This is a genomic window from Luteibacter sp. dw_328, assembly GCF_018449605.1.
In the GTDB taxonomy this organism is placed as follows: Bacteria; Pseudomonadota; Gammaproteobacteria; order Xanthomonadales; family Rhodanobacteraceae; genus Luteibacter.
On the sequence record NZ_JAAVUW010000001.1, the window covers coordinates 88,512 to 114,480 of the forward strand.

The window sequence follows — 25,969 nt, forward strand, 5'->3', positions numbered from 1 at the left end:
TAACGTGTTTTCTTACGGACCGAGGCCTTTCCTTCCGGACCACAGAGGTTGGACATGAAGCGTGTCGCCGTCTTCCTGACTTACGTCGGATTGCCCTGGCTGGCGACGATTGCGTCAGCCCAGCAGTCGCCCCAGACCGATCTCAGCCTGATTTGCCCGGGCGTCGGCGAGCATCTCGAGTCGCATACCAGCTACGACTCCGAATGGGATTCGAAGCACCACAAATATGTCGATACCCAGCACAACACGCTGGATCCGTCTCAGGTGCAGGGGACGGCCCAGATCGAGATCCACCAGGGGCAAGGACGCATACGGCCACCGAAACGCCTCATACCGCCCATTTCGTCGGGCGGACAGGACGGTTGGTGGCCGTTGACGGATATCGACGTGTCGCCGGACCGCATCCGGGCGAGTTGCCGTTTGAATGGCCTCAACCACCCGAAGGTTGATATAGACAGGCGTACCGGCGAGATCACGATCGACGGCATCGAGAAGTTCGAGGGCAACTGCAAGGCCGTCGATGCCGCCGCGCGGCAGTTCTGATGCCCCGTTTTCTGTGGGAGCCGCTTCAGCGGCGAAAGCAGGTCGCCGCAATGTCCGGGCCCGGCTGCGCCGGGCATCGCCGATGAATCGGCTCCCACACTATTACCCGAAGGTGAAGGTGAACATGTGGAAATTCGCCTTCGGAATCTTGATGGTGAGCACGTGGTCCTTGTACCCGTCGCCGTCGAACAAGGTGTAGAGCTTGCTCGCCTGCACCGTGACCGGCGGCTGCGGCTTGCCGTCCACGGCGACTTCGACGGTCATCGGGTCGTTGGCGCTGGCGACCATGTGGACCATCTTCGCCTTGAAGTGCAGGCGGATCTCGCCGTTGGCGCCGACCAGACTGGCGTTGTCGCGGCCGATCTCCCAGCGCCCGACCAGGGCGAACTTGTTCAACTCGAGGCGGGAGGGCGCCGTGTAATCGCGCGTGCCGGTGTCGCTGCCCTCGGGGCTGCCGTTGTTTTCGCTGCGGTCGGCGCCGAAATACATCTCCGGCGAGCCTAGCTGGGCGAAGTCCGGGGCGTCCTTGTCGGTTTCCGCCTTGGCATCGGCGTCGGCCAGTCGCGGCAGGCCGAGCAGGGTGCGGATGGCGTTCTCCATGTCCATGTAGTTGCCTTCGCCATAGTGGTGCGCGACGACGTTGCCGCGCTGGTCCACCAGATACTCGGCCGGCCAGTACTTGTTATCCCAGGCGTCCCAGGTTTCCAGGTCGTTGTCCTGGGCCACCGGGTATTTGATGCCGAAGCGGGCAATGGCGTCGCGCACGTTGCCTTCCTGCTTCTCGAACGGGAATTCCGGCGAATGCACGCCGATGATTACCAGGCCCTTGTCCTTGTACTGGTCGTACCAGTGGGTGACGTGGGGCAGGGTGCGCAGGCAGTTGATGCAGGAATACGTCCAGAAATCGATCAGGACGACCTTGCCGCGCAACCCCTTCATGGTCAGCGGCGGGGAGTTATGCCACTTGGCGATGCCGGCGAACTCGGGCGCGGTCTGGGCAGCCGTCGCCGGTCCGGCCGCGGCCAGGGAGGCCAAAGCGACGAACAGGGCGAGGAAGGCGAGGCGGATCTGACGCATGGAAACTCCGTGTTTTCGGGGTGCCGTGAATAGACCGGCCGACATCCCCGGACCTTACACCGGCAGGTGCGCTAAAATCCCGCCTTTGCCAGCCTCGCGAGCCAGCCGTAGCGCCATGACCTCGATCAAGCAGGACGACCTCATCCAGAGCGTCGCAGACGCCCTCCAGTACATCTCGTACTACCACCCGGTCGACTACATCCGGAACCTCTCCGCCGCCTACGAGCGCGAAGAGTCGCCGGCGGCCAAGGACGCCATCGCCCAGATCCTCATCAACTCGCGCATGTGCGCCGAGGGCCACCGGCCGATCTGCCAGGACACCGGCATCGTCACGGTCTTCCTCAAGGTGGGCATGAACGTGCGCTGGGACGATGCCACCATGGGCGTCGAGGACATGGTCAACGAAGGCGTGCGTCGCGCCTATAACCACCCGGACAACAAGCTGCGTGCCTCGGTACTCGCCGACCCCGCCGGCAAGCGCATGAACACGCGCGACAACACGCCGGCCGTGGTCAACGTGACGATCGTCCCCGGTGACAAGCTCGACGTCATCGTGGCGGCGAAGGGCGGCGGTTCGGAAGCCAAGTCCAAGTTCGCCATGCTCAATCCGTCCGACTCCATCGTGGACTGGGTGCTGAAGACGGTACCGACCATGGGCGCCGGCTGGTGCCCGCCGGGCATGCTCGGCATCGGCATTGGCGGCACCGCGGAGAAGGCGATGCTGCTGGCGAAGGAGGCTCTCATGGAGCCGATCGACATCGTTGACCTGATCGCTCGTGGCCCGTCCAATCGTGCCGAAGAGCTGCGCCTGGAGCTGTACGAGAAGGTCAACGCGCTCGGCATCGGTGCGCAGGGCCTGGGCGGCCTCACCACCGTGCTCGACATCAAGGTGAAGGACTATCCGACCCACGCGGCCAACCTGCCGGTCGCGCTGATTCCGAACTGTGCCGCCACGCGCCACGCGCACTTCGTGCTCGACGGCTCGGGTCCGGTCGCGCTGGATCCGCCGTCGCTGGAAGACTGGCCGAAGCTCACCTACGACTCTTCGAAGGGTCGCCGCGTGAACCTCGACACGATCACCCGCGAAGAAGTGCAGAGCTGGAAGCCGGGCGAGACCATCCTGCTCAACGGCAAGCTGCTCACCGGCCGCGATGCCGCGCACAAGCGCATGATCGACATGCTCAACCGTGGCGAACAGCTGCCGGTCGACTTCACCAATCGCTTCATCTACTACGTGGGTCCGGTGGATCCCGTGCGTGACGAAGTGGTGGGTCCCGCTGGCCCGACCACGGCAACGCGCATGGACAAGTTCACGCGCCAGATGCTCGAGACCACCGGCCTGCTGGGCATGGTCGGCAAGAGCGAGCGTGGTCCGACGGCGATCGACGCGATTCGCGATAACAAGGCGGTGTATCTGATGGCCGTGGGTGGCGCCGCGTATCTCGTGTCGAAGGCGATCAAGGCGTCACGCGTGCTCGCCTTCGAGGATCTCGGCATGGAAGCGATCTACGAGTTCGAGGTGAAGGACATGCCGGTGACCGTGGCGGTGGATAGCGCCGGTTCGTCGGTGCACATCTCCGGCCCGAAGGAATGGCAGTCGCGCATCGGCAAGATTCCGGTCGTGGTGGTCTAACGGCATCGCCGATGAATCGGCTCCTACATGAATCCGCTGCGGGGTTGTGTGGGAGCCGCTTCAGCGGCGATGCTCTCGCTCGGTAGGAGCCGATTCATCGGCGATGGCCGCGAAGCGGCCGTCAGGGTGTCGCGAGCACCCAATCGCCGATGAATCGGCTCCTACCGAGCAAGATCAGAATCACAAGGCTATCCGGCCAGCTTCCAGGTGTGCCGCGCGATTTGCTCATCCTCTTCCGTGGGGATGACGCGGGAATCGAAGTCGCCGATCCACTGCAGGCTGGCGAGGATGGCGTCTCGGGTTACCGCGTCGTTCTCGCCGATGCCGCCGGTGAAGACCAGCAGGTCGATACCGCCCAGCGAGGTGATCATCCCGGCGATGTGCTTGCTCGCCACGTGCACGAAGACATCCTGCGCGAGATGCGACGCCGCGTTGTCCATGGTGTGTAACTCGCGCATATCGCTCGTCCCGCCGGACAGGCCTTTCAATCCCGACTCGTGGTCGACCAGGGTCTCCAGGCGCTTGGCGTCGTAACCGCGCTCGCGCATAAGGTAGAGCAGCACGCCGGGATCGAGATCGCCCGGGCGAGTGCCCATCACGATGCCGCCCGTTGGTGTCAGTCCCATCGTGGTATCGATCGATTTGCCATCGCGCACGGCGCACAGGCTGGCGCCATTGCCGAGGTGGGCGATAACGAGCTTCGAAGGCACCGCATCGCCAAGCTGCCGCACGATGGACTCGTACGACAGCCCGTGGAAGCCGTAACGCTCGATGCCACCCGCTCGCAGATCCGCCGGTAAGGGCAGGGTGCGCGCCACTTCCGGCATGGTCGCGTGGAACGCCGTATCGAAGCAGGCCACCTGCGTCACGCCGGGAAACGCCACGCGACAGCGCTTCACCATCTGCACCGCTGCCGGCACATGCAGCGGTGCAAAGGCACGCGCTTCATCCAGATGCACCATCAGTTGCTCGTCGATACGTGCGTGCTGACGCACGTTCGGGCCGCCATGCACGAGACGATGGCCGATGGCATCCGGTGCCGGCAGGCCGCGATCGCGCAACGTGCCGACAATGGTCGCGATTGGATCACTGCCGTTGCCAGCGGACTCGGTGTTCTCCGTCAACAAGGCCTCGCACGTGTCGCCATCGACACGGTACAGACCGTACTTCAGCGACGAAGAGCCGGTGTTGAGGGCGAGCACATGGCCAGTGGCGATGCTCACTCGCCCGCCTCCTCGGCCTGCCACTGCCAGTTACGCACGTCGGGAAGATCCTGGCCGTGTTCGCTGACGTAAAGCTTGTGGCGCTGGATATCCGACCAGTAACGCTGCGTCGCCTTCTCGCGCTCACCGGCAAAGCGAGGCACGCGGTTGATCACATCGAGCGCGAGCTGGAAACGATCCATGTTATTCAACACCATCATGTCCAGCGCGGTGGTCGTCGTGCCTTCTTCCTTGTAACCACGCACGTGGATGTTGTCGTGGTTGTGCCGGCGGTAGGTCAGCTTGTGGATGATGCCGGGGTAGCCGTGGAAGGCGAAGATCACCGGCTTGTCCTTGGTGAACAGGTCGTCGAACACATCGTCGTCGAGGCCGTGCGGATGCTCGTCCGGCGTTTCCAGCGCCATCAGGTCCACCACATTGACCATGCGGATGCGAATATCGGGCACGTACTCGCGCAGCAACATGATCGCGGCGAGGATTTCGACCGTGGGGGCGTCGCCGGCAGATGCCATCACCACATCCGGATCGTCCTGCCCGCGACTGGCCCAGGACCAGATGCCCGCGCCGGCCGTGCAATGGCGCACGGCGCTTTCCATGTCCAGCCACTGCCAGTCCGGCTGCTTGCCGGCGATGATCACGTTGACGTAGTGCCGGCTGCGCAGGCAATGATCGGCGACCGAGAGCAGGCAGTTCGCATCCGGCGGCAGGTACACGCGCACGATCTCGGACTTCTTGTTGGCCACATGGTCGATGAAGCCGGGATCCTGGTGCGAGAAGCCGTTGTGATCCTGATGCCACACGTGCGAGCTCAACAGGTAGTTGAGCGAAGCGATCGGCGGCCGCCACGACATCTTGCGCGTGACCTTGAGCCACTTCGCGTGCTGGTTGAACATCGAATCGATGATGTGGATGAAGGCTTCGTAGCAGGAGAAGAAGCCATGCCTGCCGGTGAGAAGGTAGCCTTCGAGCCAGCCCTGGCACTGGTGCTCGCTGAGCACTTCCATCACGCGGCCTTCGGGCGAGAGGTTCTCGTCGACGCCTTCGTACTCGGCCAGCCAGGTCTTGCCGCTGACTTCGTAAATCGCTTCCAACCGGTTCGACGCCGTTTCGTCCGGCCCGAACACGCGGAACGTTTCCATGTTCTGCTGCATCACGCCGCGCAGGAACTTGCCCAGCACACGCGTGGCTTCGGCCTTGTGATCGCCCGGCGTCTTGACGTCCTCGGCGAAGGGGCGGAAGTGCGGCATGTGCAGCTGCTTCAGCAGCAGGCCGCCGTTGGCGTGCGGGTTCATACCCATGCGTCGCTGGCCGCGCGGTGCGAGGGAGGCGTACTCCTCGCGGAACTGCCCACGCTCGTCGAACAACTCGTGGGCGTCGTAGCTCTTCATCCAGTCTTCGAGGATCTTGATGTGACCCTCGTTATCGAACTTGTCGATCGGCACCTGATGCGCGCGCCACGTGCCTTCCACGGGCTTGCCATCGACCACCTTGGGGCCGGTCCAGCCCTTGGGGCTGCGCAGCACGATCATCGGCCAGCGCGGACGCTTCGCTTCGGAGGCCGTGCCTTCGCGTGCTTCGCTCTGGATACGCCTGATCTCATCCAGGCACGTATCGAGCGCCGCCGCGAACGCCTGGTGCATCGGCTCGGGCTCGTGACCCTCGACGAAGTGCGGCTCGTAACCGTAGCCGCGCATGAGATCGCGGAGTTCTTCCGGTTCGATGCGGGCGAGCACCGTCGGGTTGGCGATCTTGAAGCCGTTGAGGTGGAGGATGGGTAGCACGGCGCCATCGCGCACGGGATTGAGGAACTTGTTCGAATGCCAGCTGGTGGCCAGTGCGCCGGTTTCGGCTTCGCCATCACCGACCACGCAGCTGACGATCAGGTCCGGATTGTCGAACGCCGCGCCGAACGCGTGTGACAGGGAGTAACCGAGTTCACCGCCCTCGTGGATCGAGCCCGGCGTTTCCGGTGCGACATGGCTGGGAATGCCATACGGCCAGGAGAACTGGCGGAACAGCTCGCGCATGCCGGCCACACTGCGGTCGATATGCGGATAGATCTCGGTGTACGAACCTTCGAGGTACGTATGCGCTACCAGGCCGGGGCCGCCGTGGCCGGGGCCAATGACGTAGATCATGTTGAGGTCGCGCTCGACGATCGCGCGATTGAGATGGGTGTAGATGAAGTTCAGCCCGGTCGTGGTGCCCCAATGGCCGAGCAGGCGGTGCTTGATGTGCTCCTTCGACAGGGGCTCTTCCAGCATGGGGTTGTCACGGAGGTAGATCTGGCCAACGGTGAGGTAGTTGGCGGCACGCCAGTAGGCGTGCATGCGGCGTAGGAGGTCGGGCGCGAGCGGTGCGGTCATGGGGACTTCCAGGCGACAGGGTCGCCAAGCAGCCTATGCGCCCGGGGATTGTCCCGGCGTGAACAAAACCGCCTTCAGTCGTGCGAACCGAGCTCGCGCGTATTTTTCTCGAGGACTTTCAGGCCGTCTTCGTTCTTGCGCTGCGAGGCCCGCTCGCGCTCGGACTGTTCGAGCACGCGCTGGCGCTCCTGCAACTCGCGCGTCGGCGGCGGAGGCAGGGACGACGACGGTGGCACGGACACGATGCCCGAGGCGCCGCTGAGCGGCGGTGGCGGCGCGGGCGGCAGATCAGGTATTGGCGCACGAGAGGCCGCGGGTGTCGCCGCCGGGGTGTCGACAGGGGGCGGCGCTTCCGCGACGGCATCGCGCCGCGACATCACCTTCCAGCCGAACAGGCCGAGCAGGATGACGATGCCGAGGACGAGCAGGGCCGGCAACAGGTGCGATCCCTGCGACGACGTGCCGCGGCGACGCGCGGCCTTCGCGCTCTTCTTCGTGGGCGCCGCCGCCGCGCTACCCGGCAGCGACGTATCGAGATGTTCGGGAAGCTTGAGCAACACGCGCAGCACGTCGCCGTCCATCAGCTGCAGGCGTGGCTGGCGACGCTGGATGTTGATCGCCTCGGCGCTGAAGCGGCCACGCGTGACGAGGATGCCCTTGGTCGCGGCTTCGTTGAGCATCACGCTGAGCAGCTCGTTGACCTCCTGCACCTCCACCTCGAGGGCGTCCCAGTGCTTGCACTGCAGGATGACGGACTCGTTGCCGCGGGTCAGGCGCAGGTCGACGCCAGCGGCAAGGGCCTTCAGGGACGTGACCGGGGCATGGTGCTCCACGCGATAGCCCTGCGCCCGATAGTGCTCGGCCAGCAGGTGCTCGAAGTCCTGCCAGGTCAGGCGCGCGAGCGCGTCTGTTCCACCAGCGGAAGGCTGTCGAGCGGAAAACATCGTGGGTGAGGTCCTGCCGGCAATCGGAGCGGCATCATAACCGCTCGCGCGGTCGGGTCGAAAAGGTTATCGGCGTCACGGAATGAGCCTTTAGCCGGCGGAGAAGGCGTCTTCACATTCGTGAGTGGTTGCTGCTGCCTGTGCCAGCCGCTAAATTGGGAGGGTTGTCTTGGGGGAATACAGGGGTTTGTGCACGTGATGAAGTACGTAGTAACGAAATGTGCGTTGGTCGCCACCGCGGCCATGATGCTGTCCGCCTGCGGCGGCAAGACCATGATCGAAAGCGACATGACCCGCACGGTGGCGGCCAGCCCGGCCTCGCCGTGGCTTACGCTGGAAAACAAGGGTGACCATGTGATCAGCGTCGGCGGCCTGTCCGGCTCGCCCAAGGTGCAGGTGTCCCCGGATATCGCCTCCGCGATCGAAGCCCAGCTGCGCACCTCGCTGCAGCCGAAGTACTTCACTGATCTGATCATCGGCTGCCGTGGCCTGCAGCAGACCACTGCCGTGCACACGCCGGACGGCGAGCCGTCGGTCGTGACCATGGACCTGACGGTGAACTGCCGCATCGTCGCGCGCGGTGTGGTCGTCTCGAAGGTTTACCACGTCAGCAAGACCGCGCCCGTACTGACGGATCCGCCGCGTCTGGACACGATCGTGCCGAATCTGATCACCGGTGCCTCCACCCAGCTGGCGGATCAGCTCTGGGCGGATGTTGTGGCTACGGGTGTTCGGCGCTGAGGACACATGGGGCGTCACTGGGCGCCCTTCGCCGATGAATCGGCTCCCACATGGATTGCTGCCGGAAACCCTTCGCCGATGAATCGGCTCCTACAGGGGCTTAGGCTTCGGCTGGCGCGGCTGTTCGCAGGGCGTCGCGGCAGGCGATCAGCTGCGCCTGGGTGAAGGTCTGGCCGGGGCTCGCCAACAGGGCTGAGTCCGGGTCGGCCAGGCCCTGTTCGATCAGTACATCGAGCATCGCCACGCGGCTTGCGGCAAGCAGGGCGCGCCCCAGCGGCGTGCGTGCGCCTGCGTCGGCGGGGTCCGCGCGCTCGGCCAGCGCCTGGACCACCCGCGAGGGGAAGGCCCAGTGACGTGCCGCGTGGAGCGACAGCCGTTCGATCTGCTGGGCCAGCGCGGCGACGAGCGGGCGGCTGAAAGCCGTGGCGCGGGTGTCGTTCTGTTCTTCCAGCTCGAGCAGGATCGTCTGCGCGCCGGTCTGGCTGATCAGCCCGGCAAGGAATGCTTCGAACGGGTCGCAGACATTGCGGCCCAGGAAAATGCAGGCGCGGGCGCAGCGCTCGGCGTGCTCCCAGAGGCGCTCGCCCGCGTGCTGGCTGGCGCCGCCCATGTTGGTGCGCAGGATGGGCCGCATCACCAGCTGCATGACGACGCGGCGCAAACCGTCCTGTCCCAGCAGGGTGATCGCCTGGGGCAGGCCGGTGACCGGTCGGGACGTCTTGAAGAAGGCGCTGTTCGCCACCCGCACGATCTCACCGACCAGCACGGTGTCGCGGGCAATCAGTTCGGCCAGTGCGCGGCTGTCGCTGTCGTCGTTGCGCAGCGAGCGCATGAGTTGGGGCACTACCGAAGGCAGCCGGGGCAGGGAGCCGACATCGAAACGCTCGCCACCGAAGGCATCGCGCACACGGCGCAACACGCTCTGTTCGGCCGGCGAGAAGGCGGCATCGTCCGACGGGGAGAGGCCGAGCACCAGGCGGTAGAAGCGGTCTTCGATTTCTTCTGCGGCCAGCGCACTCACCGGGGCCTCCACGACGGGCACGTCGATCACCACCGGCGTGATGCTCACGGCGGCGTGCGCGGGCACGACGGTAGGGGCGGGAGGCGCGTTGCCGCCGCCGAACAACTTCCTGAGGAACCGGCCGATCACGCGGAGTGTCTCGATGTGGGGGACGGCGCCAGTATAAGCTGCGGCCCGGTGGGAAACACTTGGCGACCCATGCGCTGGCAAGGTTAGGATGACCCCATGGACCACATGCCCCTCAGCAGGATCGCCTTGCCGCCCGGCGGCTGGCCCAGCGTGCTCGATTTTCTCTGCGAGCGCTTCCCGGCGATCAGCCGCGATGCCTGGGAAGACCGCATGGAGCGCGGCCTCGTCGAGGCGCACGGCCGCCCGGTGGACCACCTCACGCCCTACCGCCCGGGTGACATCGTCACCTATCGGCGTGAGGTATCCGCCGAGCCACGCATTCCCTTCGAGGAGACCATCGTCTACCAGGACGACGACCTCGTCGTGGCCGACAAGCCGCACTTTCTGCCGGTGATGCCGGCCGGACGCTACGTGGAGGAGACCCTGTCGGTGCGCCTCATCCGTCGCCTCGACAATCCGGACCTCGTCGCACTGCACCGGCTCGATCGCGGTACCGCCGGCCTGGTCGTGTTCTCGGCGCGTCCCTCCAGTCGCGACGCGTATACGCGCCTGTTCCGCGAGCGCGCCATCGCCAAGACCTATGAAGCGCTGGCGGCGCCTTTGCCCGGGCTGACGTTTCCGCTCTCGCGCTGCAGTCGCATCGAGCGGGGGGAACCGTTCTTTCGCACACATGAAGTGGACGGTCCCGCGAACGCCACCACGCACATCGACGTGATCGAGCGCGGCGAGCATGCGTGGCGGTATCGCCTGGAGCCTGTCACCGGACGCAAGCACCAGCTGCGCGTGCACATGGCGGGGCTGGGCGCACCCATCCTGGGCGATCCGATGTACCCCGACCTACGCGAGGAAACCGCGGATTTCAGTGAGCCTATGCAACTGCTCGCACGCGAACTCTCCTTCATCGATCCCTTCACCGACGAAGAACGGCGCTTTCTAAGTTTACGTTCACTCGACCTTTGATCCCCGCGGGCGCAGACTATGCGCTCCCCCGCCAACCCTCCCCGGATGACTCCCGCCCCTGGCTTCCGCACCGTAGCCCTGATCATCGCGAGCGCGATGTTCATGGAACAGCTGGACGGCACCATCCTCGCCACGGCGTTGCCTTCCATGGCGGAATCGTTCGACGTGTCGCCGCTGCACATGAGCGTGGCACTCACCTCGTACATGCTCAGCCTCGCGGTGTTCATTCCCGCCAGCGGCGCCATCGCCGACCGCTACGGTTCGCGTAACGTCTTCCGCTCGGCCATCGCGATTTTCACCATCGGCTCGATCCTCTGCGGGCTCTCCGGCAACCTTCCGCTGCTGGTGCTTTCGCGGCTGCTGCAGGGCATGGGCGGCGCGATGATGGTGCCGGTGGGGCGCTTGGTGCTGCTGCGTTCGGTGCCGAAGTCCGAGCTGGTCAGCGCCATGTCGTGGCTGCTCGTGCCGGCACTCATCGGGCCGGTGATCGGGCCGCCGCTGGGTGGCTTCATCGTCACCTGGGCCTCGTGGCGCTGGATCTTCTACATCAACGTACCGATCGGTCTTGCCGGCATGTGGCTGGCGACGAAGTACGTTCCCGATGTGCGCATCGCCGAGCGGCAGCGTTTCGACACAGTGGGCTTCATCCTGTCGGGCATCTCGCTGTCGTGCCTGGTGTTCGGGCTGGAAATGGCGAGTCGTGGCGGTACGGCGGGGTCGAGTTCCGCGGGATTGATCGTCGTTGGCCTCATCGTCGGTGCGGTCTACGTGTGGCATTCGAAGCGCGTGGCCAATCCCATCCTCGACCTCTCGTTGATGCGCTTTCCCACATTCCGTCTTTCGGTGATTGCAGGGTCGCTCACGCGCATCACCGCCGGTTCGGTGCCCTTCCTCCTGCCGCTGATGATGCAGCTGGGCTTCGGGTTTTCCGCCGCGCACAGCGGCGTGGTGACCTTCGTCTCCGCCCTCGGTGCCATGCTGATGAAGGCCACCGCGGCGCCCGTGCTCCGCTTGTGGGGCTTCCGCGCCACCCTGGTCTGGAACGGCGTGCTGTCGATGGTCTGCGTCGCCTTGTGCGCCGCCTTTCGACCGGACTGGCCGTTGTGGACGATCTACACCGTCCTGCTTCTGAGCGGCTTCTTCCAGTCGCTACAGTTCAGCGCGTACAACACGGTGGCCTACGCGGATGTGCCGAGTGAGCGGTTCTCCAGCGCCACGAGTTTCTACACGACGTTCCAGCAGCTGATGCTGTCGGTAGGCATCTGTGTGGCTGCGGCGGCGCTGCATGTGTCGGTAACGTGGAACGGGCACGCGCACGCGCAGCTGCCGGATTTCAGCGTGGCGTTTCTCGTGGTGACGTTCGTGTCGCTGATCGCCGCGCCGGTGTGCCTGGCGTTGCCGAGGAATGCCGGGGCAGAGATGAGCGGGCATCGCGGCCGTTAGGATCGCTTTCTGTGGGAGCCGCTTCAGCGGCGATGCGCTTCACCCGCAAAAGCATCGCCGCTGAAGCGGCTCCCACAAGGAGCAGGCTCCCACAGGGAGCAGGCCTCCACGGGTCAGGGCAACGCGATGGGGTGTTGCACCCACGAACCGACCAGCCCCGGCATCGCTGCCAGGCGCTTCGCCTGCGCCACGAACTGCCGCCTCGGAATCTCCACCGCACCCATCGACAGCAGGTGATCGTTGGTCACCTGGGCGTCGAGGAAGGGAAACCCCCAGCGGTGCAACAGCTGGCACATGCCGGCCAGTGCGACCTTCGAGCCGCCGGTGCGTGCCGAGAACATCGACTCGCCGCAGAACAACCGACCCACCGCGACACCATAAATCCCGCCGACCAGCGAGCCGCGGTCCCACACCTCGACGCTGTGCGCGTGACCCTGCCGATGCAGCTCTTCGTACGCCGCAATCATGTCGTCGCCGATCCATGTGCCGATCGATCCGCTACGCGGCGCGGCACAGGCGCGCATCACGCGGGTGAACGACGTATCGGCGGTGATCCGCCAGTTGGACTTCGACAGCTGCTTGCGCAGGCTGCGGCTGATGTGGACCGCGTCGGTGCGGAACACGCAACGTGGATCCGGTGACCACCAGAGGATCGGCTCGTCCGCGTTGAACCAGGGAAAGACGCCCTGCGCGTAGGCCGAGATCAAACGCTCGGGGGAAAGATCGCCGCCCCAGGCGAGCAGGCCGTTGGGTTCGTCCAGCGCATCCTCGGGATCCGGAAACAGGCCGGGGCGGAGGGGATTCAGTTGCGGCAGGCGGATCATCGGTCCGCGTACGGCGAATGGGCGAGCAGTTCGTCGCGGTACGCTTCGCGGTGCAGCGCTTCCTCTTCCAGCGCGCCGGCCACCGCCCGGCGGAAGCCCTCATGAGCGATGTAATGCCGCGAGTGCGTCAGCGTCGGAAGGAAGCCGCGGGCCAGCTTGTGCTCGCCCTGTGCGCCAGGTTCGAAACGGGCGATGCCTTCGCGTATCGCATAGTCGATGCCACGGTAATAACAGAGCTCGAAGTGCAGCCCGGAGACTTCGACGCTGGCACCCCAGTAGCGTCCGTATAGCGCGTCGCCGCCGCGCAGGAACAAGGCCATGGCGACGATCTCGTTGCCGTCGCGCGCCATCGCGACCTGCACCTTCGGGCCCAGGGTGCGACCCAGGTACTGGAAGAAGCGTGCGGTCAGCGCGGCGTGGTTGCCCTTCAGGTCGAAGGTGAGTTCGTAAAGCGCATGGATCTGCCGCCACTCGGCGTCGGAGAGTTCGTCGCCGCCGCGCATGTCCAGCTGCAGGCCGGCATCCATCGCATGGGCGCGTTCCTGGCGGATGTTCTTCCGCTTCTTGGCCTTAAGCGAGGCGAGGAAGGCGTCGAAATCCGCGTAGCCTTGGTTGTGCCAGTGAAACTGGTAATCCGAGCGGACCAGCCAGCGATCGTCGAAGGCGTCCAGGTCGGCGTCGGCGAGGAAGTTGGCGTGAATCGAGGACAGGCCGAGGCGGTCGGCTTCGTCGACCAGGGCCGCGGTGAGCCGGTTGCGCAGGATCTCCGCCTCGATGCCGTCGCGCACCAGCAGTCGGGGGCCGGGCACGGGCGAGTAGGGCGAGGCGACCAGCATCTTCGGATAGTAGTCGCCGCCGGCGCGTTCCCAGGCCGAGGCCCAGCTCCAGTCGAAGACGAACTCGCCGTGCGAGTTTCCCTTGAGGTAGGTGGGGGCGGCGGCGACCAGGCGCTCGTTGCTGTCGAAAATGCCCAGGTGGTAGGGCTTCCAGCCATAGTCTTCGCGCAGGCAGCCCTTGGCTTCCATCCCGCTCAGGAAAGCGTGCGACACGAAAGGGTTGCCGTCGGGCACAAGCGCGTCCCAGTCGGCGGGCGCGATGCCACCAAGGCTGTCGAGGAATCGAATGCCGGTCATGCGGCGGTTGCCCCGCGCGCGAGGCGCGGGGCCGGTTCCGGTCAGGTCAGCATGTGCTGTTGGTCCAGCCAGCGCTCGGCGTCGAGCGCGGCCATGCAGCCGAAGCCGGCCGAGGTCACCGCCTGGCGGTAGACATGGTCGGCGACGTCACCGGCGGCGAACACGCCCGGCACCGAGGTGGCCGTGGCGCCGCCGTGCAGGCCGGACTGGATCTGGATGTAGCCGTCCTTCATCTCGAGCTGGCCTTCGAAGATGCCGGTGGCCGGGGTGTGGCCGATCGCCACGAAGAAACCCTGGGCTTCCAGATCGCGCTTCACGCCGGTGTTGACGTCCTTGACGCGCACGCCGTTGACGCCGGAGTCGTCGCCGAGGATTTCGTCGACCTGGTGGTTCCACAGCAGCTCGATCTTGCCGGCAGCTACCTTCTCGAACACCTTGTCCTGCATGATCTTTTCCGCGCGGAACTTGTCGCGGCGGTGGACCAGGTAGACCTTGCGGGCGATGTTGGCCAGGTACAGGGCCTCTTCCACGGCGGTGTTGCCGCCGCCGACCACGACCACGTCCTGGTCGCGGAAGAAGAAGCCGTCGCAGGTGGCGCAGGCGGAGACGCCGCGGCCCTTGAACTTCTCTTCCGAGGCGATGCCCAGGTACTTGGCGGTGGCGCCGGTGGTGACGATCAGCGCATCGGCCGTGTACTCGCCGCTGTCACCCTTCAGGTGGAACGGGCGGACGCCCAGGTCCACGCTGTGGATGTGGTCGAAAACCATCTCGGTTTCGAAGCGCTCGGCGTGCTCGGCCATGCGCCGCATCAACTCCGGACCCTGAACACCCTTTTCGTCGCCCGGCCAGTTGTCCACCTCGGTGGTGGTCATGAGCTGGCCGCCCTGTGCCAGGCCGGTGATCATCGTCGGCTTGAGGTTGGCGCGCGCCGCATAGACGGCGGCCGTGTATCCGGCGGGGCCGGAGCCGAGGATCAGCAGGCGGCTGTGCTTGGGGGTGCTCATGTATAATCCTTGAGGTTTACTGCGGCGTGTTTCGGTCGTACCGCTAGCCCCTTGCGGCAGGATGCTAAAGCCGTGTCGAGGGTTTGCGAGGTGTGTCGACCCGTGAGAATGGGGAAGACCGAGGTGCGATTCAAGACATCGATGCAATGACGGCTGTCGCCTTGTCCCCACGGGGCGGCTTTTATCTCATTCAGGATCCTCCATAAGATGCGCATTGGTATCCCCTCCGAAACCAAGACCCTCGAAGGCCGCGTGGCCCTCATCCCGGCCGCTGCCGCCGATCTGGTCCGCCGCGGCCATGAGGTTTTCATCCAGTCCGGCGCCGGCACCAAGAGCGGCTACTCGGACGCCGACTACTCCCTGCTGGGTGTGACCGTGGTGGCCGACGCCGCTGCTGTCTATGAGAAGGGCGAGTTGATCGTCAAGGTCAAGGAACCGATCGAGGGCGATCTCAAGCTGCTCAAGAAGCACCACCTGCTGTTCTGCTACCTGCACCTGGCCGCCGAGCCGGCGCTCACCAAGAGCCTGCTGGACATCGGCCTGACCGGTATCGCCTTCGAGTCCGTCGATGAGAACGGCGTGCTGCCGCTGCTGCTGCCGATGTCCGTCATCGCCGGCCGTATCGCCACCCAGATCGGCACGACCCTCCTGCACCAGCCCAACGGTGGCAAGGGCAAGCTGCTCGGCGGCATGGCCTCCACCCCGCGTGGCAAGGTCGTCGTCCTCGGCGCCGGCGCTGCCGGTGGTAACGCCGCCGCCCTGGCCGCCTCGGCCGGTGCCAACGTCGTCGTGTTCGACAAGCGTCAGGACCGCCTCGCCGAGATGATGGCGATGGGCCCGAACGTCACCGCGCTGTACGCGTATGAGTTGTCGGTCGCCGAAGAAGTCCGCAACGCCGACATCGTCGTTGGTGCCGTGCTGATCCCGTCCGCCAAGGCCCCGCGCGTCGTTACCGAAGCCATGGTCAAGACGATGGAGAAGGGCTCGGTGCTCGTCGATATCTCGATCGACCAGGGCGGCTGCTTCGAGACCTCGCGTCCGACCACCTGGAAGGAACCGACCTACGACGTCCACGGCGTGACGCACTTCTGCGTGACCAACATGCCCGGCGCCGTGCCGCAGACCTCGTCCACCGCCATCTCGGCCGCCATCCTGCCGTATGTGCAGCGCCTGGCTGCCGGCAACGAGTGGCGCGACCACGCGGCACTGGCTGGCGGTATCAACATCGAGGCCGGCAAGGTCGTGCACCCGGCCCTTCAGGGCATGGCATGATGCCGAAAACCGGATCCGAGGTTCTCTGCTAAGTGGCGCGCAGCGCGAAAGTCGTCAAGAAACAGGCTAGAAGCCAGGTCAAGGCCCAGAGCGAGGGCTTGAGCGACGAGCTCAAGCGCCGCCTGCGTGAGGCCGGGGCGTTGCTGCTGTTGCCGCTCGCCCTGTACCTGCTCGTCTGCCTGCTCAGCTATAACGACCAGGACCCGAGCTGGGGTCACATGGGCATTGCCGAGCGGGCCACCAACTTCGGTGGCTCGATCGGGGCAAACATCGCCAACCTGCTCAGGTACATCTTCGGCCTGGTTTCTTACTGCTTTCCGCTGCTCCTGCTGGCTCTGGGCGTGCAGGTGCTCCGCGCGCGCGGCGAACGTCTCGTCGCGCCGTGGGAGCCTTCCCTGCGTCTGATCGGTTTCGTGTTCTTTTTCATCACCGGCCCCGCGCTGGTGTACCTGAACGTCGATTCGCCCGTGCTGCCGGAAGGCCCGGGCGGCATCGTCGGCAAGTGGGTGGGCCATGGCTTGCACAGCGCCCTTGGCGACAAGGGCGCACCGCTGCTTCTGCTCGCCGTGTTCCTCATCGCCGTCACCCTCGCCACCGGCCTGTCCTGGTTCAAGCTCATGGACCTGACGGGGCAGGGCGTCGTGCGTCTGGGCGGCTGGTTCGGCGGCAAGGTGCGTCGCGCACCGGAAGTCATGGCCGCGCGTAATGCCCGTGCCGAACGCGAAGTGGTCAAGAAGGCCGACGCGATCAAGCAGGCCAGGCGTGAGCCCGTGCGCATCGAGACCCCGGTCCCGATGGTGATCAAGAGCGACCGCGCCACTCGCGAAAACCAGATTCCCCTGTTCACCGGCGCATCGATGAACGGCGAAGTCCCGCCGCTGTCGTTGCTCGACGAAGCACCGCCGCAAGGTCCGGGCTACTCCGAGGAAACCCTCGAAGTGCTCTCGCGCCAGGTGGAGCTCAAGCTCAAGGATTTCCGCATCGAGGCCCGCGTCATGGGCGTCTATCCGGGTCCGGTCATTACCCGTTTCGAGCTGGAGCCCGCCGCCGGTGTACGTGGCAGCCAGGTGTCCAGCCTCGACAAGGACATTGCGCGCGGCCTCTCCGTGGTCAGCGTGCGCGTGGTGGACGTGATTCCCGGCAAGAACGTCATCGGCCTGGAAATCCCCAACACCAAGAAGCAGATCGTCTACCTCTCCGAGATTCTGCGTTCGGAAAAGTACGACCAGATGAAGTCGCCGCTGGCGCTGGCGCTGGGCAAGGACATCGGTGGCAAGGCTGTCGTCACCGACCTCGCCAAGATGCCGCATCTGCTCGTCGCCGGTACCACCGGTTCGGGTAAGTCCGTGGCGGTGAACGCCATGGTGCTGAGCCTGCTGTACAAGGCCAGCCCGAAAGACGTGCGCATGATCATGATCGACCCGAAGATGCTGGAGCTCTCGGTTTACGAGGGCATTCCGCATCTGCTGGCGCCGGTCGTCACGGATATGAAAGAAGCCGCCAACGCCCTGCGCTGGTGCGTGGCCGAGATGGAACGCCGCTACAAGCTCATGGCCGCGGTGGGCGTGCGTAACCTCGGTGGCTTCAACAAGAAAGTGAAGGACGCCGAGAGCAACGGCCAGCCGCTGCTCGATCCGCTGTTCCGCGCCAACCCGGACATGCCGGGCATGGTCGCCGAGCCGCTCGAGCCGCTGCCGCACATCGTCATCATCATCGACGAATTCGCCGACATGATGATGATCGTCGGCAAGAAGGTCGAAGAACTCATCGCGCGTCTGGCGCAGAAGGCGCGCGCCGCGGGCGTGCATCTTATTCTCGCGACGCAGCGTCCGTCGGTGGATGTCATTACCGGCCTGATCAAGGCGAACATCCCCACGCGCATCGCGTTCCAGGTGTCGTCGAAGATCGACTCGCGCACCATTCTCGACCAGTCCGGCGCCGAAGCGCTGCTCGGTCACGGCGACATGCTTTACCTGCCGCCGGGTACGGCCACGCCCGAGCGCGTGCACGGTGCGTTCGTGGACGACCACGAGGTGCATAACGTCGTCGAGTGGCTGCGTGCGCAGGGTGCGCCCAACTACATCACCGGTGTGCTCGAGGAAATCCAGTCCACCTCCGACGGCAAGATCATCAACGATTCCGGCCTGCCGCAGGACGCCGAAGGCGACAGCGATAGCGACAACGCCCTCTACGACCGCGCCGTGCGCGTGGTCACCGAGACGCGTCGCGCGTCCATCTCCGGCGTGCAGCGCCACCTGCGCATCGGCTACAACCGCGCCGCCCGCCTCGTCGAACAGATGGAGCAGGACGGCATCGTCAGCGCGCCGCAACACAACGGCAACCGCGAAGTCCTCGCGCCGCCGCCTCCGAAGGACTGATCCGCCATGAACGACATGAAGCCGGGCGCGCTACGCCAGCGCCCCTGGGGCTTGCTCGTTACCGGTGATCTCGCGCCGACGTCCGAAGTACTGGACGAGGTCGAGAGCATTTTCGAGCTCAACCCATCCATTCCCGGCCTGGAGCTGCGCGCCGACGACGGCCGCGCCTGCTTCGTCACCCGCGACTACCCGGTTGGCCACACCGCCGGCGTGGACGACGCGCTGGAAGTGATCTTCGCCGAACAGGAAGCCATCGCCGAGATCGTGGTGCTGGGCCAGGAAGCCCGGCCGGTGCACAACGCCACCCGCGCGGCGCCGTTCTGGCATCGTGACGGCAAGGCCATTGCCGATATCAGCGAGAAGATGGAGGCAGGGGAGATCAGTCCCGGCGAAGCCATCGACATGCTTAAGTCGCTGTTCGAAACCGATCGCTGACAATCGCGCCGAACCCTACGGAAATCGCCTGATGAAACGCTTCCTGCTTGTCGCGACCCTGTCCCTCCTCAGCCTGCCGGCCTTCGCCGCTGCCGGCCCTGCGCGTGAGCGTCTGGATACATTTTCCAAAGGCCTGCACTCGGTCACCGGGCGTTTCAGCCAGACCCTGATCAATGCGAACGGCGACCCGGGCAAGACCACCACGGGCACCATGGCGCTGGAAGCACCGCGCCAGTTCCGCTGGGAAACGCTCAGCCCGTACAAGCAGACCATCGTCGCCGACGGCAGCCGCGTCTGGCTGTATGACCCGGACCTCGAGCAGGTCACCGTGCGCAAGCAGAGCAGCGAGGAAGCCCAGAGCCCGCTCACCGTGCTGACCGACCTTTCGCAGATGGACAAGGACTTCAAGGTCACCGAGAAGGGCGAGCACGACGGCATGGTCTGGCTGCGCCTGCAGTCGACCAGCAAGGATCCGCAGTTCGACTTCGCCGACCTCGGGTTCGATGCAGGTGGGCTGGCGCGGATGGTGTTCAAGGATCAGCTCGGCAACACCACGCAGATTCAGTTTGCCGGTTGGGTGAAGAACGGACCGGTCGCCGCGGGTACGTTCGACTTCGTGCCGCCGCAGGGGACGGATGTGATCGGGGATGCGCCGGTGCTGCAGACGCAGCCGGTTAAGTAAGGGGCTCGGCTTCGCCATCGCGTTGCGCTTAACCACCGGCTCGGCTTCGCCATCGCTCTGACGCTCAACGCCGGCTCGGCTACGCCATCGCGCTGACGCTTGCCACTGCCTGGTAGGAGCCGCTTCAGAGGCGAACCCTCAGGCTTTCATTTTGCGAACGAGGCCTGGCATTGCATCGTGCAGGCTGTTCAGACGCTCGCCCGATAACCGCATAGCCTCATTCGTAACCTCGACAGGTTGAGGGTTCGCCGCTGAAGCGGCTCCTACGGGGAGCGGTGACCGTATGAGGAGCGGTGACCGTATGAGGGGCGTTGAGCCGGTGGGGTTTGTGACCCTCCTACAGGTTCGCAATTTCATGCCAGACTCGCCGCACACAGGATGTTCGGGAGTGGGGAAGGCATGATCGTGGTCTGGGCCATCATTGGCGCGATTGTCGGGGCGCTGGTTACGCAGGGCTGGGAAGGCGCCGTCGCCGGGTTCGCCATCGGGTTGCTCTGGGGGCGGATGTCGGGGCTCAAGAGCGATCTTGATGCCGTACGGGCGCGGTTGGCTGAACTGGGGCCTGTGGCTAAGGTTCGGGCGCCTGTCGCCGGCGGAGCCGGCTCCCACATGGAGCACCGCCTGGATGTCGATGCCGGCGGGGCTGCGCCTGGTCGGGTGGAGTGGCCTGATGGGGCGCCTATCGCCGGCGTAGCCGGCGCTGGGACGGTGTCCGGGCCTGCTGTGCCTATCGCCGGCGTAGCCGGCTCCCACAGAGAGCCGCCGGGTATGCCACCGGTGGCGCCATCGGGTATGCCGCCGGTGCCGTCGAGTGCTCCGGTTCCGGTTCCGCGTCCGGTTTCCCCGCCACCGGTGCCTGCCGGTCCGACGTGGTTCGAGCGGTTGGCGGATGCGGCGAAGCGCTGGTTTACCGAGGGCAACGTGCCGGTGAAGGTGGGCATGCTGGTGTTGTTTGCCGGTGTGGCGGCATTCCTGAAGTACGCCTCGGACCAGGGCTTGTTGCGCGTGCCGATGTCGGTGCGCCTGAGTCTCGTGGCGCTGTTCGCCATTGCGGGCGTGGGTTTCGGTTGGATGCAGCGGGATAAGCGCCGTGCGTTTGCGTTGTCGTTGCAGGGTGGTGCGCTGGGCGTGCTGGTAATGACGGTGTTCGCCGCGTACCGGCTCTACGGATTGCTACCCGCTACCGCGACGTTCGCCTTGCTCATCGTCTTCGTCGCAGGACTGGGCGTACTTGCCGTGTTGCAGGACGCACTGGCGCTCGCCGTGCTCGGCTTGATTGCGGGTTTCGCGGCGCCGATCATCGCGTCGACGGGGCAGGGCAATCACGTCGCCCTGTTTACTTATTACGCCATTCTCAACCTCGGCATTCTCGGTATTGCCTGGAAGAAGGCGTGGCGCGTGCTCAACGTGCTCGGCTTCGTCGCGACTTTCGGTGTCGGGACGGCGTGGGGTGTGCTGAGTTATCGGCCGGCGCTTTTCGCCAGCACCGAGCCGTTCCTTATCCTGCATTTCCTCCTGTATCTCGTCGTGCCCTGGCTGCACGTGCTGCGTTCGCCGAAGCGCGGGCGCGCGATCCTCGATGGTTGCCTGATGTTCGGCAATCCCATCGCCAGCCTGCTGCTGCAAGGTGCCTTGCTCGATTGGGAACCGATGCCGCTGGCGCTCTCGGCGCTGGTCGCCGCGGTCATCTATGTCGCCATCGCGTTCGCTATCCGCAAGCGCGAAGACATGGGCCTGCTGCGCGAAACATGGGCCGTGCTGGCGGTGGCGTTCGCGACGATTGCCGTGCCGCTTGCGCTCAGTGCCAGTGTGACCGCCAGCGTGTTCGCGCTGGAAGGTGCGGGTCTGATCTGGCTGGGTTTCCGTCAGGCGCGACGCCTGCCGCGGTGGTCCGGTGTGTTCCTGCAACTGGCCGCCGGCATCGCCTGGGCCCTCGCGGCGATTTTCACGCATCACTACAACGACCTGCCCATCCTCAATGCCGCCTTCATCGGCAGCCTGTTGCTGGTGATCGGTGCCGGTGTCGGCGTGTGGCAGTTCGACCGGCATGGCATGTCGCGGGGCGTGTCCGGCCTCGCACGTGTTGGCCTGCTGGTCTGGGCGGTGATCTGGTGGCTGGTTAGCTTCATCAACGAGATCGACACCTTCGTGGTCGATCGCCCGCTGGCCTTTGGTTACTGGCTGGCCGTGCTTGCGGTTACCGGGTGGCTCCTCGCCGAAGCATGCAAGCGCGTGCGCAAGCTCGATCTCGGCGTGGTCCTCGCCTTCAGCGTGCCGTTGTTCCTCTTCGCAGGCATGGTGGTGGCGCTGACGGCCGCTGACGAAAGCATCCAGCCGCTCGCCGGCTGGCCGCTGGCGGGCGTGGCGGTGATGCTGGTGACGGGCTGGTTCACCCTGCGTGCGCTCGCGGCGCATCGCGTCGCGGCGATTCTCGCGGCAACCCTCGGCTGGGTGCGCTGGCTTGCCATCGGCACCGCGGCCATCGTGCTCGCGTTCGACTTCGTGACGACGATGGGGCAGGGATGGAAAGTGCTTGCCGCCGCCATGCCGACGTTGCTGCTGGCGGCGCTAGTGCTGTGGCGTCCGCGTGTGGTCGCTGCGCCGCTGAACGTGTATGCCGAGGCGATTCGGAATGCGGTAGGTGCCTGTGCCGCGCTGGCCCTGTTCGTCGCCGGCCTCATCGCGCTCGGTTCCGCCGGTGCCTCGAACCCGCTCGTCTTCATTCCCGTACTCAACCCGATCGACCTGCTGCTGGTCGCCGTGCTCCTGCTCACCGCGCGTGGCATCTCCGACGCCACCATGCCGGTGAGTGTGCGTCGTGTGCGCCCGGCCGTCCTCGCCGTGATGTTCTTCATCATTGCGACCAGCATGACGCTGCGCTCCGTGCATCATCTCGGCGGCGTGCCGTGGGATAACTCGATGCCGGATTCGAGCCTCGCCGAGCTGTCGCTCACCGTGGTCTGGAGCATCATCGGTGTCGTCGCCTGGGTGCTCGGTTCGAAGCGTGGGCAACGTCTGCTGTGGATGGCCGGTGCCGGCACCATGGCACTCGTGCTCGCGAAGCTCTTGCTCGTCGATCGAGGGCACCTCGGCAACCTGTTCGGCATCGCGTCGTTCATCGCCTATGGCCTGCTCTGCACGGTCATCGGCTACCTTGCGCCCGCGCCGCCGCGGCAACCCGCTGAACCCGCCTCGGAGTCTGAGCATGCGTCCTGACGTTCGCCCTGGTCTGCTGGCCCTCGCCCTGGTCGCGTCCAGCGCTCAGGCGACGACGCCCGTTATCGAACCCGCTCGTCATTACGCCGTCAGTTATCCGATCGCGACCGAGTCGGTTGCGCCGGCCTACGTGGTCGCCTTGCCACAGGACGCTTACACCTGGACCCGCCCGGATACGATGCTGACCGATGTGGTCGTCGTCGACGCGGACGGCATGCAGGTGCCTTCGGGACCGTATCAGCCGCTGCAATCCGTATCGCGCCGGGTCACGCTGACCTTGCCGTTGCTCGCGGTGCCGCCTGCCGAAGCCGATTCGCCGGGACCGCGTATCGAGCGCAGCACGAACGGCGACATCGTTATCCAGCCCGGCAATATCACGGCGCCCGGCCCGGTGAAGGAGTGGCTGATCGATGCGCGCACGCCCATCAACCTCAGTCAGATCACCTTCCCGCCGACCCAGGTGAGCGACGGTGCGGACGTGCAGCTCGACAATGTCTCGATCGACGTGAGCGACGATCTGCAATCGTGGACGAGCCTGGTCCGGCAGGCCACGATCCTGTCGATGGGACGCAACGGCAACGCACCCGATGTCACCACGGTGAAGATCGAAGGCGCGACGGGTCGCTACTTCCGTGTGCGTATCGTCAGCGGCAGCGTGCACTGGGCGACGGCGGGCGACGCCACCGTCAACCTGGCCGGACGGGTGGAAGAAAAACTCGTCGTTGACGAAGCTCCGCGCCAGTGGCTGGATGTCGAGCCGACCCGGACGACGTCGAGCGGGCAGGGCGTCGACTACGACTACGCGTTACCGGCGGCACTGCCGATCAATGCGTTGCGCCTTAAGCGCGGCAGCGACGCGGTGGCGCGCGTGGATGCGATGTCCCTCGAAGGAACTCACCTGAGCGAATCGCTCGGCACGCTCGTCGTCACCTCCGGGCAGGGGGATGGCAGCACCACGCTCAACATCCCGGCGGGCCGCCGCGACGCCTTGCGCCTGCACTCGGCCACCCCGCTGCGCGAGCCACCACACCTCGCGCTGGGTTGGGTGCCGGATCGCTTCGTTTTCTTGCCCGAGGGGCCGCCGCCGCACCAGCTGTTCGTCGGCAGCCACATCGAGAGCCGTCCGCCCTGGCCCATCGCCAATGCCCTCGCTAGCCTGCGCAAGCAACAGCCCGAGGGCTGGCGACCCGCCCAGGCCACGACCGGCCCTGGCGTGCGCATGGAGGGAGAAAAGGCCCTGGTCACGCCAGTAGGGCCCTTCGACTGGACCCGGGTCATCCTCTGGGTGGTGCTCGGCCTGGGCGTGCTGGTGGTCGGCGGCATGGCCGTGAGCCTGCTCCGGAAGCCGCCTACCGGGCCGCGTGAAGCGCCTTGAGCCCGCCTGCACGGTGAACGCGCGATAATGCGCGCTCACCGTCGGCACCGAGTCCCATGTCTTTTCAGTCCCCCGGCCTTTTCGCCGAACCCGAAGCCCTGAAGCCCCTGGCCGAGCGCATGCGTCCGCGCAGCCTCGACGAAATCGTCGGGCAGCAGCGCGTGGCCGGTGAAGGCAAGCCCCTGCGCCGTGCGCTCGAAGCGGGCAAGGTGCACTCCATGATCCTGTGGGGCCCGCCCGGCTGCGGCAAGACCACGCTGGCCCTGCTCGTGGCGCGCTACGCGGACGCGGATTTCCGCGCGATTTCCGCGGTGATGAGTGGCCTACCGGACGTGCGCAAGGCGCTGGCCGAAGCCGAAGGCAACTTCGCGCAGGGTCGCCGCACCGTGCTCTTCGTCGACGAGGTGCATCGCTTCAACAAGGCCCAGCAGGATGCCTTCCTGCCGCATATCGAGCGTGGCGTCATCATCTTCGTCGGCGCGACGACCGAAAACCCCTCGTTCGAACTCAACTCCGCGTTGCTGTCGCGTTGCCGCGTGCACGTGCTGGACTCGGTCAGTCCGGATGACATCGTCGCCGCGTTGCGTCGTGCACTGGCCGATAGCGAACGCGGGCTCGGCGACCTCGACCTTTCGGTCGAAGACGCCTCGCTTCGGATGATCGCCAGCGCCGCGGACGGCGATGTACGTCGTGCACTCACGCTGCTGGAAATCGCCGCCGAGCTTGCCGAGGGCGGACACATCGACGACGCCACGCTCGAGCAGGTGCTCGCCGATCGCACGCGTCGCTTCGACAAGAGTGGCGAGCAGTTTTACGACCAGATCTCGGCGCTGCATAAGTCCGTGCGCTCCTCGGATCCGGATGCCGCCGTGTACTGGCTCACGCGCATGCTCGATGGTGGCTGCGATCCGCTCTATCTCGCGCGCCGGATGACGCGCATGGCCGTGGAAGACGTGGGCCTCGCCGAGCCGCGCGCCTGGCGGATGGCGCTCGATGCGTGGGATACGTTCGAACGTCTGGGTAGCCCTGAGGGTGAGCTTGGCCTTGCGCAGCTGGCCATCTGGCTGGCGATTTCGCCGAAGAGCAATGCGGCGTACATGGCGTTCAACAAGGCGAAGGCGACGGTGAAGCAGATGGGCACGCTCGACGTGCCGATGCACCTGCGCAACGCGCCTACCAAGTTGATGAAAGGCCTGGGGTACGGGAGCGGGTATCAGTACGACCATGACGCCGAAGGTGGCGTCGCGCTCGATCAGCAATGCCTGCCGGACGAACTCGTCGGCATGACGTTCTACGAGCCGGTCGATCGTGGACTGGAGCTAAAGCTAGGCGAAAAACTAGCCGCCCTCCGCGCCGCCCGAGCAGCCGCCCGGGAAAAGAAACCCCAATAGCGCCGCCGTTGCCGTTGCCGTTGCTATCGATATTGCTATTGCTATTGCTGTTGTAGGAGCCGATTCATCGGCGATCCCGCGCCAGCGGGGGCCAGGTTGCCACGACGCCGCCAGCACCCATCGCCGATAAATCGGCTCCTACCAAGCCAAGGCGCACCCCGCCCGGTAGGAGCCGATTC

At 65.7% G+C, this 25,969-nt stretch carries 20 protein-coding genes; 12 read left to right on the forward strand and 8 right to left on the reverse strand.

The genetic code is table 11. The features are described 5' to 3' along the window. The first annotated feature begins 54 nt into the window (after positions 1-54). Complete coding sequence (locus HB634_RS00345; RefSeq protein WP_213946934.1) at positions 55-543, forward strand: hypothetical protein; 489 nt, start codon at positions 55-57, stop codon at positions 541-543. 102 nt (positions 544-645) lie between these two features. Here HB634_RS00345 and HB634_RS00350 read toward each other — a convergent pair whose 3' ends face one another. Beyond that, positions 646-1,620, reverse strand: a complete 975-nt coding sequence (locus HB634_RS00350; protein ID WP_213946935.1) for a thioredoxin family protein — start codon at positions 1,618-1,620, stop codon at positions 646-648. A 115-nt stretch (positions 1,621-1,735) separates the two neighbouring features. Here HB634_RS00350 and HB634_RS00355 point away from each other — a divergent pair, with 115 nt between their 5' ends. Next, on the forward strand, positions 1,736-3,253 hold the full coding sequence (locus tag HB634_RS00355) for a fumarate hydratase (RefSeq protein WP_063571818.1): 1,518 nt from the start codon (positions 1,736-1,738) through the stop codon (positions 3,251-3,253). Positions 3,254-3,441: 188 nt separating this feature from the next. On the opposite strand, the gene HB634_RS00360 is transcribed toward HB634_RS00355, so the two are convergent. From HB634_RS00360 to HB634_RS00370, 3 genes are all read right to left on the reverse strand, one after another. After that, on the reverse strand, positions 3,442-4,476 hold the full coding sequence (locus tag HB634_RS00360) for a hypothetical protein (protein WP_197478243.1): 1,035 nt from the start codon (positions 4,474-4,476) through the stop codon (positions 3,442-3,444). Then, the gene (locus HB634_RS00365; protein ID WP_213946936.1) at positions 4,473-6,842 is read right to left on the reverse strand and encodes a phosphoketolase family protein; all 2,370 of its coding nucleotides are present in this window, start codon (positions 6,840-6,842) and stop codon (positions 4,473-4,475) included. The genes HB634_RS00360 and HB634_RS00365 overlap by 4 nt, the downstream gene beginning before the upstream one ends. 74 nt (positions 6,843-6,916) lie before the next feature. Then, positions 6,917-7,786, reverse strand: coding sequence for a restriction endonuclease (locus HB634_RS00370; RefSeq protein WP_213946937.1), 870 nt, complete (start codon positions 7,784-7,786; stop codon positions 6,917-6,919). Positions 7,787-7,984: 198 nt separating this feature from the next. On the opposite strand from HB634_RS00370, the gene HB634_RS00375 reads away from it, so the two are divergent. Continuing rightward, entirely contained in the window at positions 7,985-8,527 is a 543-nt protein-coding gene (locus tag HB634_RS00375; protein ID WP_213946938.1) for a hypothetical protein, read from the forward strand. Between the two features lie 100 nt (positions 8,528-8,627). Here HB634_RS00375 and HB634_RS00380 read toward each other — a convergent pair whose 3' ends face one another. Beyond that, positions 8,628-9,677 (reverse strand): HDOD domain-containing protein, encoded by a 1,050-nt coding sequence (locus tag HB634_RS00380; RefSeq protein ID WP_213946939.1) that lies wholly within the window; start codon positions 9,675-9,677, stop codon positions 8,628-8,630. Between the two features lie 105 nt (positions 9,678-9,782). On the opposite strand from HB634_RS00380, the gene HB634_RS00385 reads away from it, so the two are divergent. After that, positions 9,783-10,637, forward strand: coding sequence for a pseudouridine synthase (locus HB634_RS00385; RefSeq protein WP_213947711.1), 855 nt, complete (start codon positions 9,783-9,785; stop codon positions 10,635-10,637). Between the two features lie 45 nt (positions 10,638-10,682). Next, positions 10,683-12,080: a DHA2 family efflux MFS transporter permease subunit gene (locus HB634_RS00390; RefSeq protein WP_255548297.1), complete on the forward strand. Its 1,398-nt coding sequence runs from the start codon at positions 10,683-10,685 to the stop codon at positions 12,078-12,080. A gap of 113 nt (positions 12,081-12,193) precedes the next feature. Here HB634_RS00390 and aat read toward each other — a convergent pair whose 3' ends face one another. Genes aat through trxB form a run of 3 tightly spaced genes read right to left on the reverse strand, consistent with a single transcriptional unit; the run spans position 12,194 to position 15,041 of the window. Beyond that, positions 12,194-12,904 (reverse strand): leucyl/phenylalanyl-tRNA--protein transferase, encoded by a 711-nt coding sequence (gene aat, locus HB634_RS00395; RefSeq protein WP_213946941.1) that lies wholly within the window; start codon positions 12,902-12,904, stop codon positions 12,194-12,196. Next, positions 12,901-14,037 carry a GNAT family N-acetyltransferase gene (locus tag HB634_RS00400; protein WP_063571229.1) on the reverse strand — a complete coding sequence of 379 codons (1,137 nt, stop codon included), beginning with the start codon at positions 14,035-14,037 and terminating at the stop codon, positions 12,901-12,903. Before HB634_RS00400 ends, aat begins: the two co-directional genes overlap by 4 nt. 41 nt (positions 14,038-14,078) lie before the next feature. Next, on the reverse strand, positions 14,079-15,041 hold the full coding sequence (gene trxB / locus HB634_RS00405; protein WP_063571228.1) for a thioredoxin-disulfide reductase: 963 nt from the start codon (positions 15,039-15,041) through the stop codon (positions 14,079-14,081). Between the two features lie 207 nt (positions 15,042-15,248). On the opposite strand from trxB, the gene HB634_RS00410 reads away from it, so the two are divergent. From HB634_RS00410 to HB634_RS00440, 7 genes are all read left to right on the forward strand, one after another. Next, positions 15,249-16,313 (forward strand): alanine dehydrogenase, encoded by a 1,065-nt coding sequence (locus tag HB634_RS00410; RefSeq protein WP_213946942.1) that lies wholly within the window; start codon positions 15,249-15,251, stop codon positions 16,311-16,313. 98 nt (positions 16,314-16,411) lie between these two features. Then, on the forward strand, positions 16,412-18,691 hold the full coding sequence (locus tag HB634_RS00415; protein ID WP_218625385.1) for a DNA translocase FtsK: 2,280 nt from the start codon (positions 16,412-16,414) through the stop codon (positions 18,689-18,691). A 6-nt stretch (positions 18,692-18,697) separates the two neighbouring features. Next, positions 18,698-19,126 (forward strand): hypothetical protein, encoded by a 429-nt coding sequence (locus HB634_RS00420; protein ID WP_213946943.1) that lies wholly within the window; start codon positions 18,698-18,700, stop codon positions 19,124-19,126. 31 nt (positions 19,127-19,157) lie between these two features. Further along, a complete protein-coding gene (gene lolA, locus HB634_RS00425; RefSeq protein ID WP_213946944.1) occupies positions 19,158-19,808 on the forward strand; it encodes an outer membrane lipoprotein chaperone LolA in 651 nt (216 codons plus the stop codon). Between the two features lie 399 nt (positions 19,809-20,207). After that, the gene (locus tag HB634_RS00430) at positions 20,208-23,024 is read left to right on the forward strand and encodes a DUF2339 domain-containing protein (RefSeq protein WP_213946945.1); all 2,817 of its coding nucleotides are present in this window, start codon (positions 20,208-20,210) and stop codon (positions 23,022-23,024) included. Further along, positions 23,014-24,399: a DUF3999 family protein gene (locus tag HB634_RS00435; RefSeq protein ID WP_213946946.1), complete on the forward strand. Its 1,386-nt coding sequence runs from the start codon at positions 23,014-23,016 to the stop codon at positions 24,397-24,399. The genes HB634_RS00430 and HB634_RS00435 overlap by 11 nt, the downstream gene beginning before the upstream one ends. Positions 24,400-24,455: 56 nt before the next feature. Then, on the forward strand, positions 24,456-25,790 hold the full coding sequence (locus HB634_RS00440) for a replication-associated recombination protein A (protein ID WP_213946947.1): 1,335 nt from the start codon (positions 24,456-24,458) through the stop codon (positions 25,788-25,790). Positions 25,791-25,969 lie beyond the last annotated feature (179 nt).

Bases quoted from the DNA above. Each gene is read 5' to 3' on its own strand.
- HB634_RS00365 (WP_213946936.1), bottom strand. From the start codon at position 6,842: ATGACCGCACCGCTCGCGCCCGACCTCCTACGCCGCATGCACGCCTAC.
- HB634_RS00370 (WP_213946937.1), bottom strand. From the start codon at position 7,786: ATGTTTTCCGCTCGACAGCCTTCCGCTGGTGGAACAGACGCGCTCGCG.
- HB634_RS00390 (WP_255548297.1), top strand. From the start codon at position 10,683: ATGACTCCCGCCCCTGGCTTCCGCACCGTAGCCCTGATCATCGCGAGC.
- HB634_RS00350 (WP_213946935.1), bottom strand. From the start codon at position 1,620: ATGCGTCAGATCCGCCTCGCCTTCCTCGCCCTGTTCGTCGCTTTGGCC.
- HB634_RS00410 (WP_213946942.1), top strand. From the start codon at position 15,249: ATGCGCATTGGTATCCCCTCCGAAACCAAGACCCTCGAAGGCCGCGTG.
- trxB (WP_063571228.1), bottom strand. From the start codon at position 15,041: ATGAGCACCCCCAAGCACAGCCGCCTGCTGATCCTCGGCTCCGGCCCC.
- HB634_RS00400 (WP_063571229.1), bottom strand. From the start codon at position 14,037: ATGACCGGCATTCGATTCCTCGACAGCCTTGGTGGCATCGCGCCCGCC.
- aat (WP_213946941.1), bottom strand. From the start codon at position 12,904: ATGATCCGCCTGCCGCAACTGAATCCCCTCCGCCCCGGCCTGTTTCCG.
- HB634_RS00355 (WP_063571818.1), top strand. From the start codon at position 1,736: ATGACCTCGATCAAGCAGGACGACCTCATCCAGAGCGTCGCAGACGCC.
- HB634_RS00435 (WP_213946946.1), top strand. From the start codon at position 23,014: ATGCGTCCTGACGTTCGCCCTGGTCTGCTGGCCCTCGCCCTGGTCGCG.
- HB634_RS00345 (WP_213946934.1), top strand. From the start codon at position 55: ATGAAGCGTGTCGCCGTCTTCCTGACTTACGTCGGATTGCCCTGGCTG.
- HB634_RS00430 (WP_213946945.1), top strand. From the start codon at position 20,208: ATGATCGTGGTCTGGGCCATCATTGGCGCGATTGTCGGGGCGCTGGTT.
- HB634_RS00375 (WP_213946938.1), top strand. From the start codon at position 7,985: ATGAAGTACGTAGTAACGAAATGTGCGTTGGTCGCCACCGCGGCCATG.
- HB634_RS00385 (WP_213947711.1), top strand. From the start codon at position 9,783: ATGCCCCTCAGCAGGATCGCCTTGCCGCCCGGCGGCTGGCCCAGCGTG.
- HB634_RS00440 (WP_213946947.1), top strand. From the start codon at position 24,456: ATGTCTTTTCAGTCCCCCGGCCTTTTCGCCGAACCCGAAGCCCTGAAG.
- HB634_RS00420 (WP_213946943.1), top strand. From the start codon at position 18,698: ATGAACGACATGAAGCCGGGCGCGCTACGCCAGCGCCCCTGGGGCTTG.
- lolA (WP_213946944.1), top strand. From the start codon at position 19,158: ATGAAACGCTTCCTGCTTGTCGCGACCCTGTCCCTCCTCAGCCTGCCG.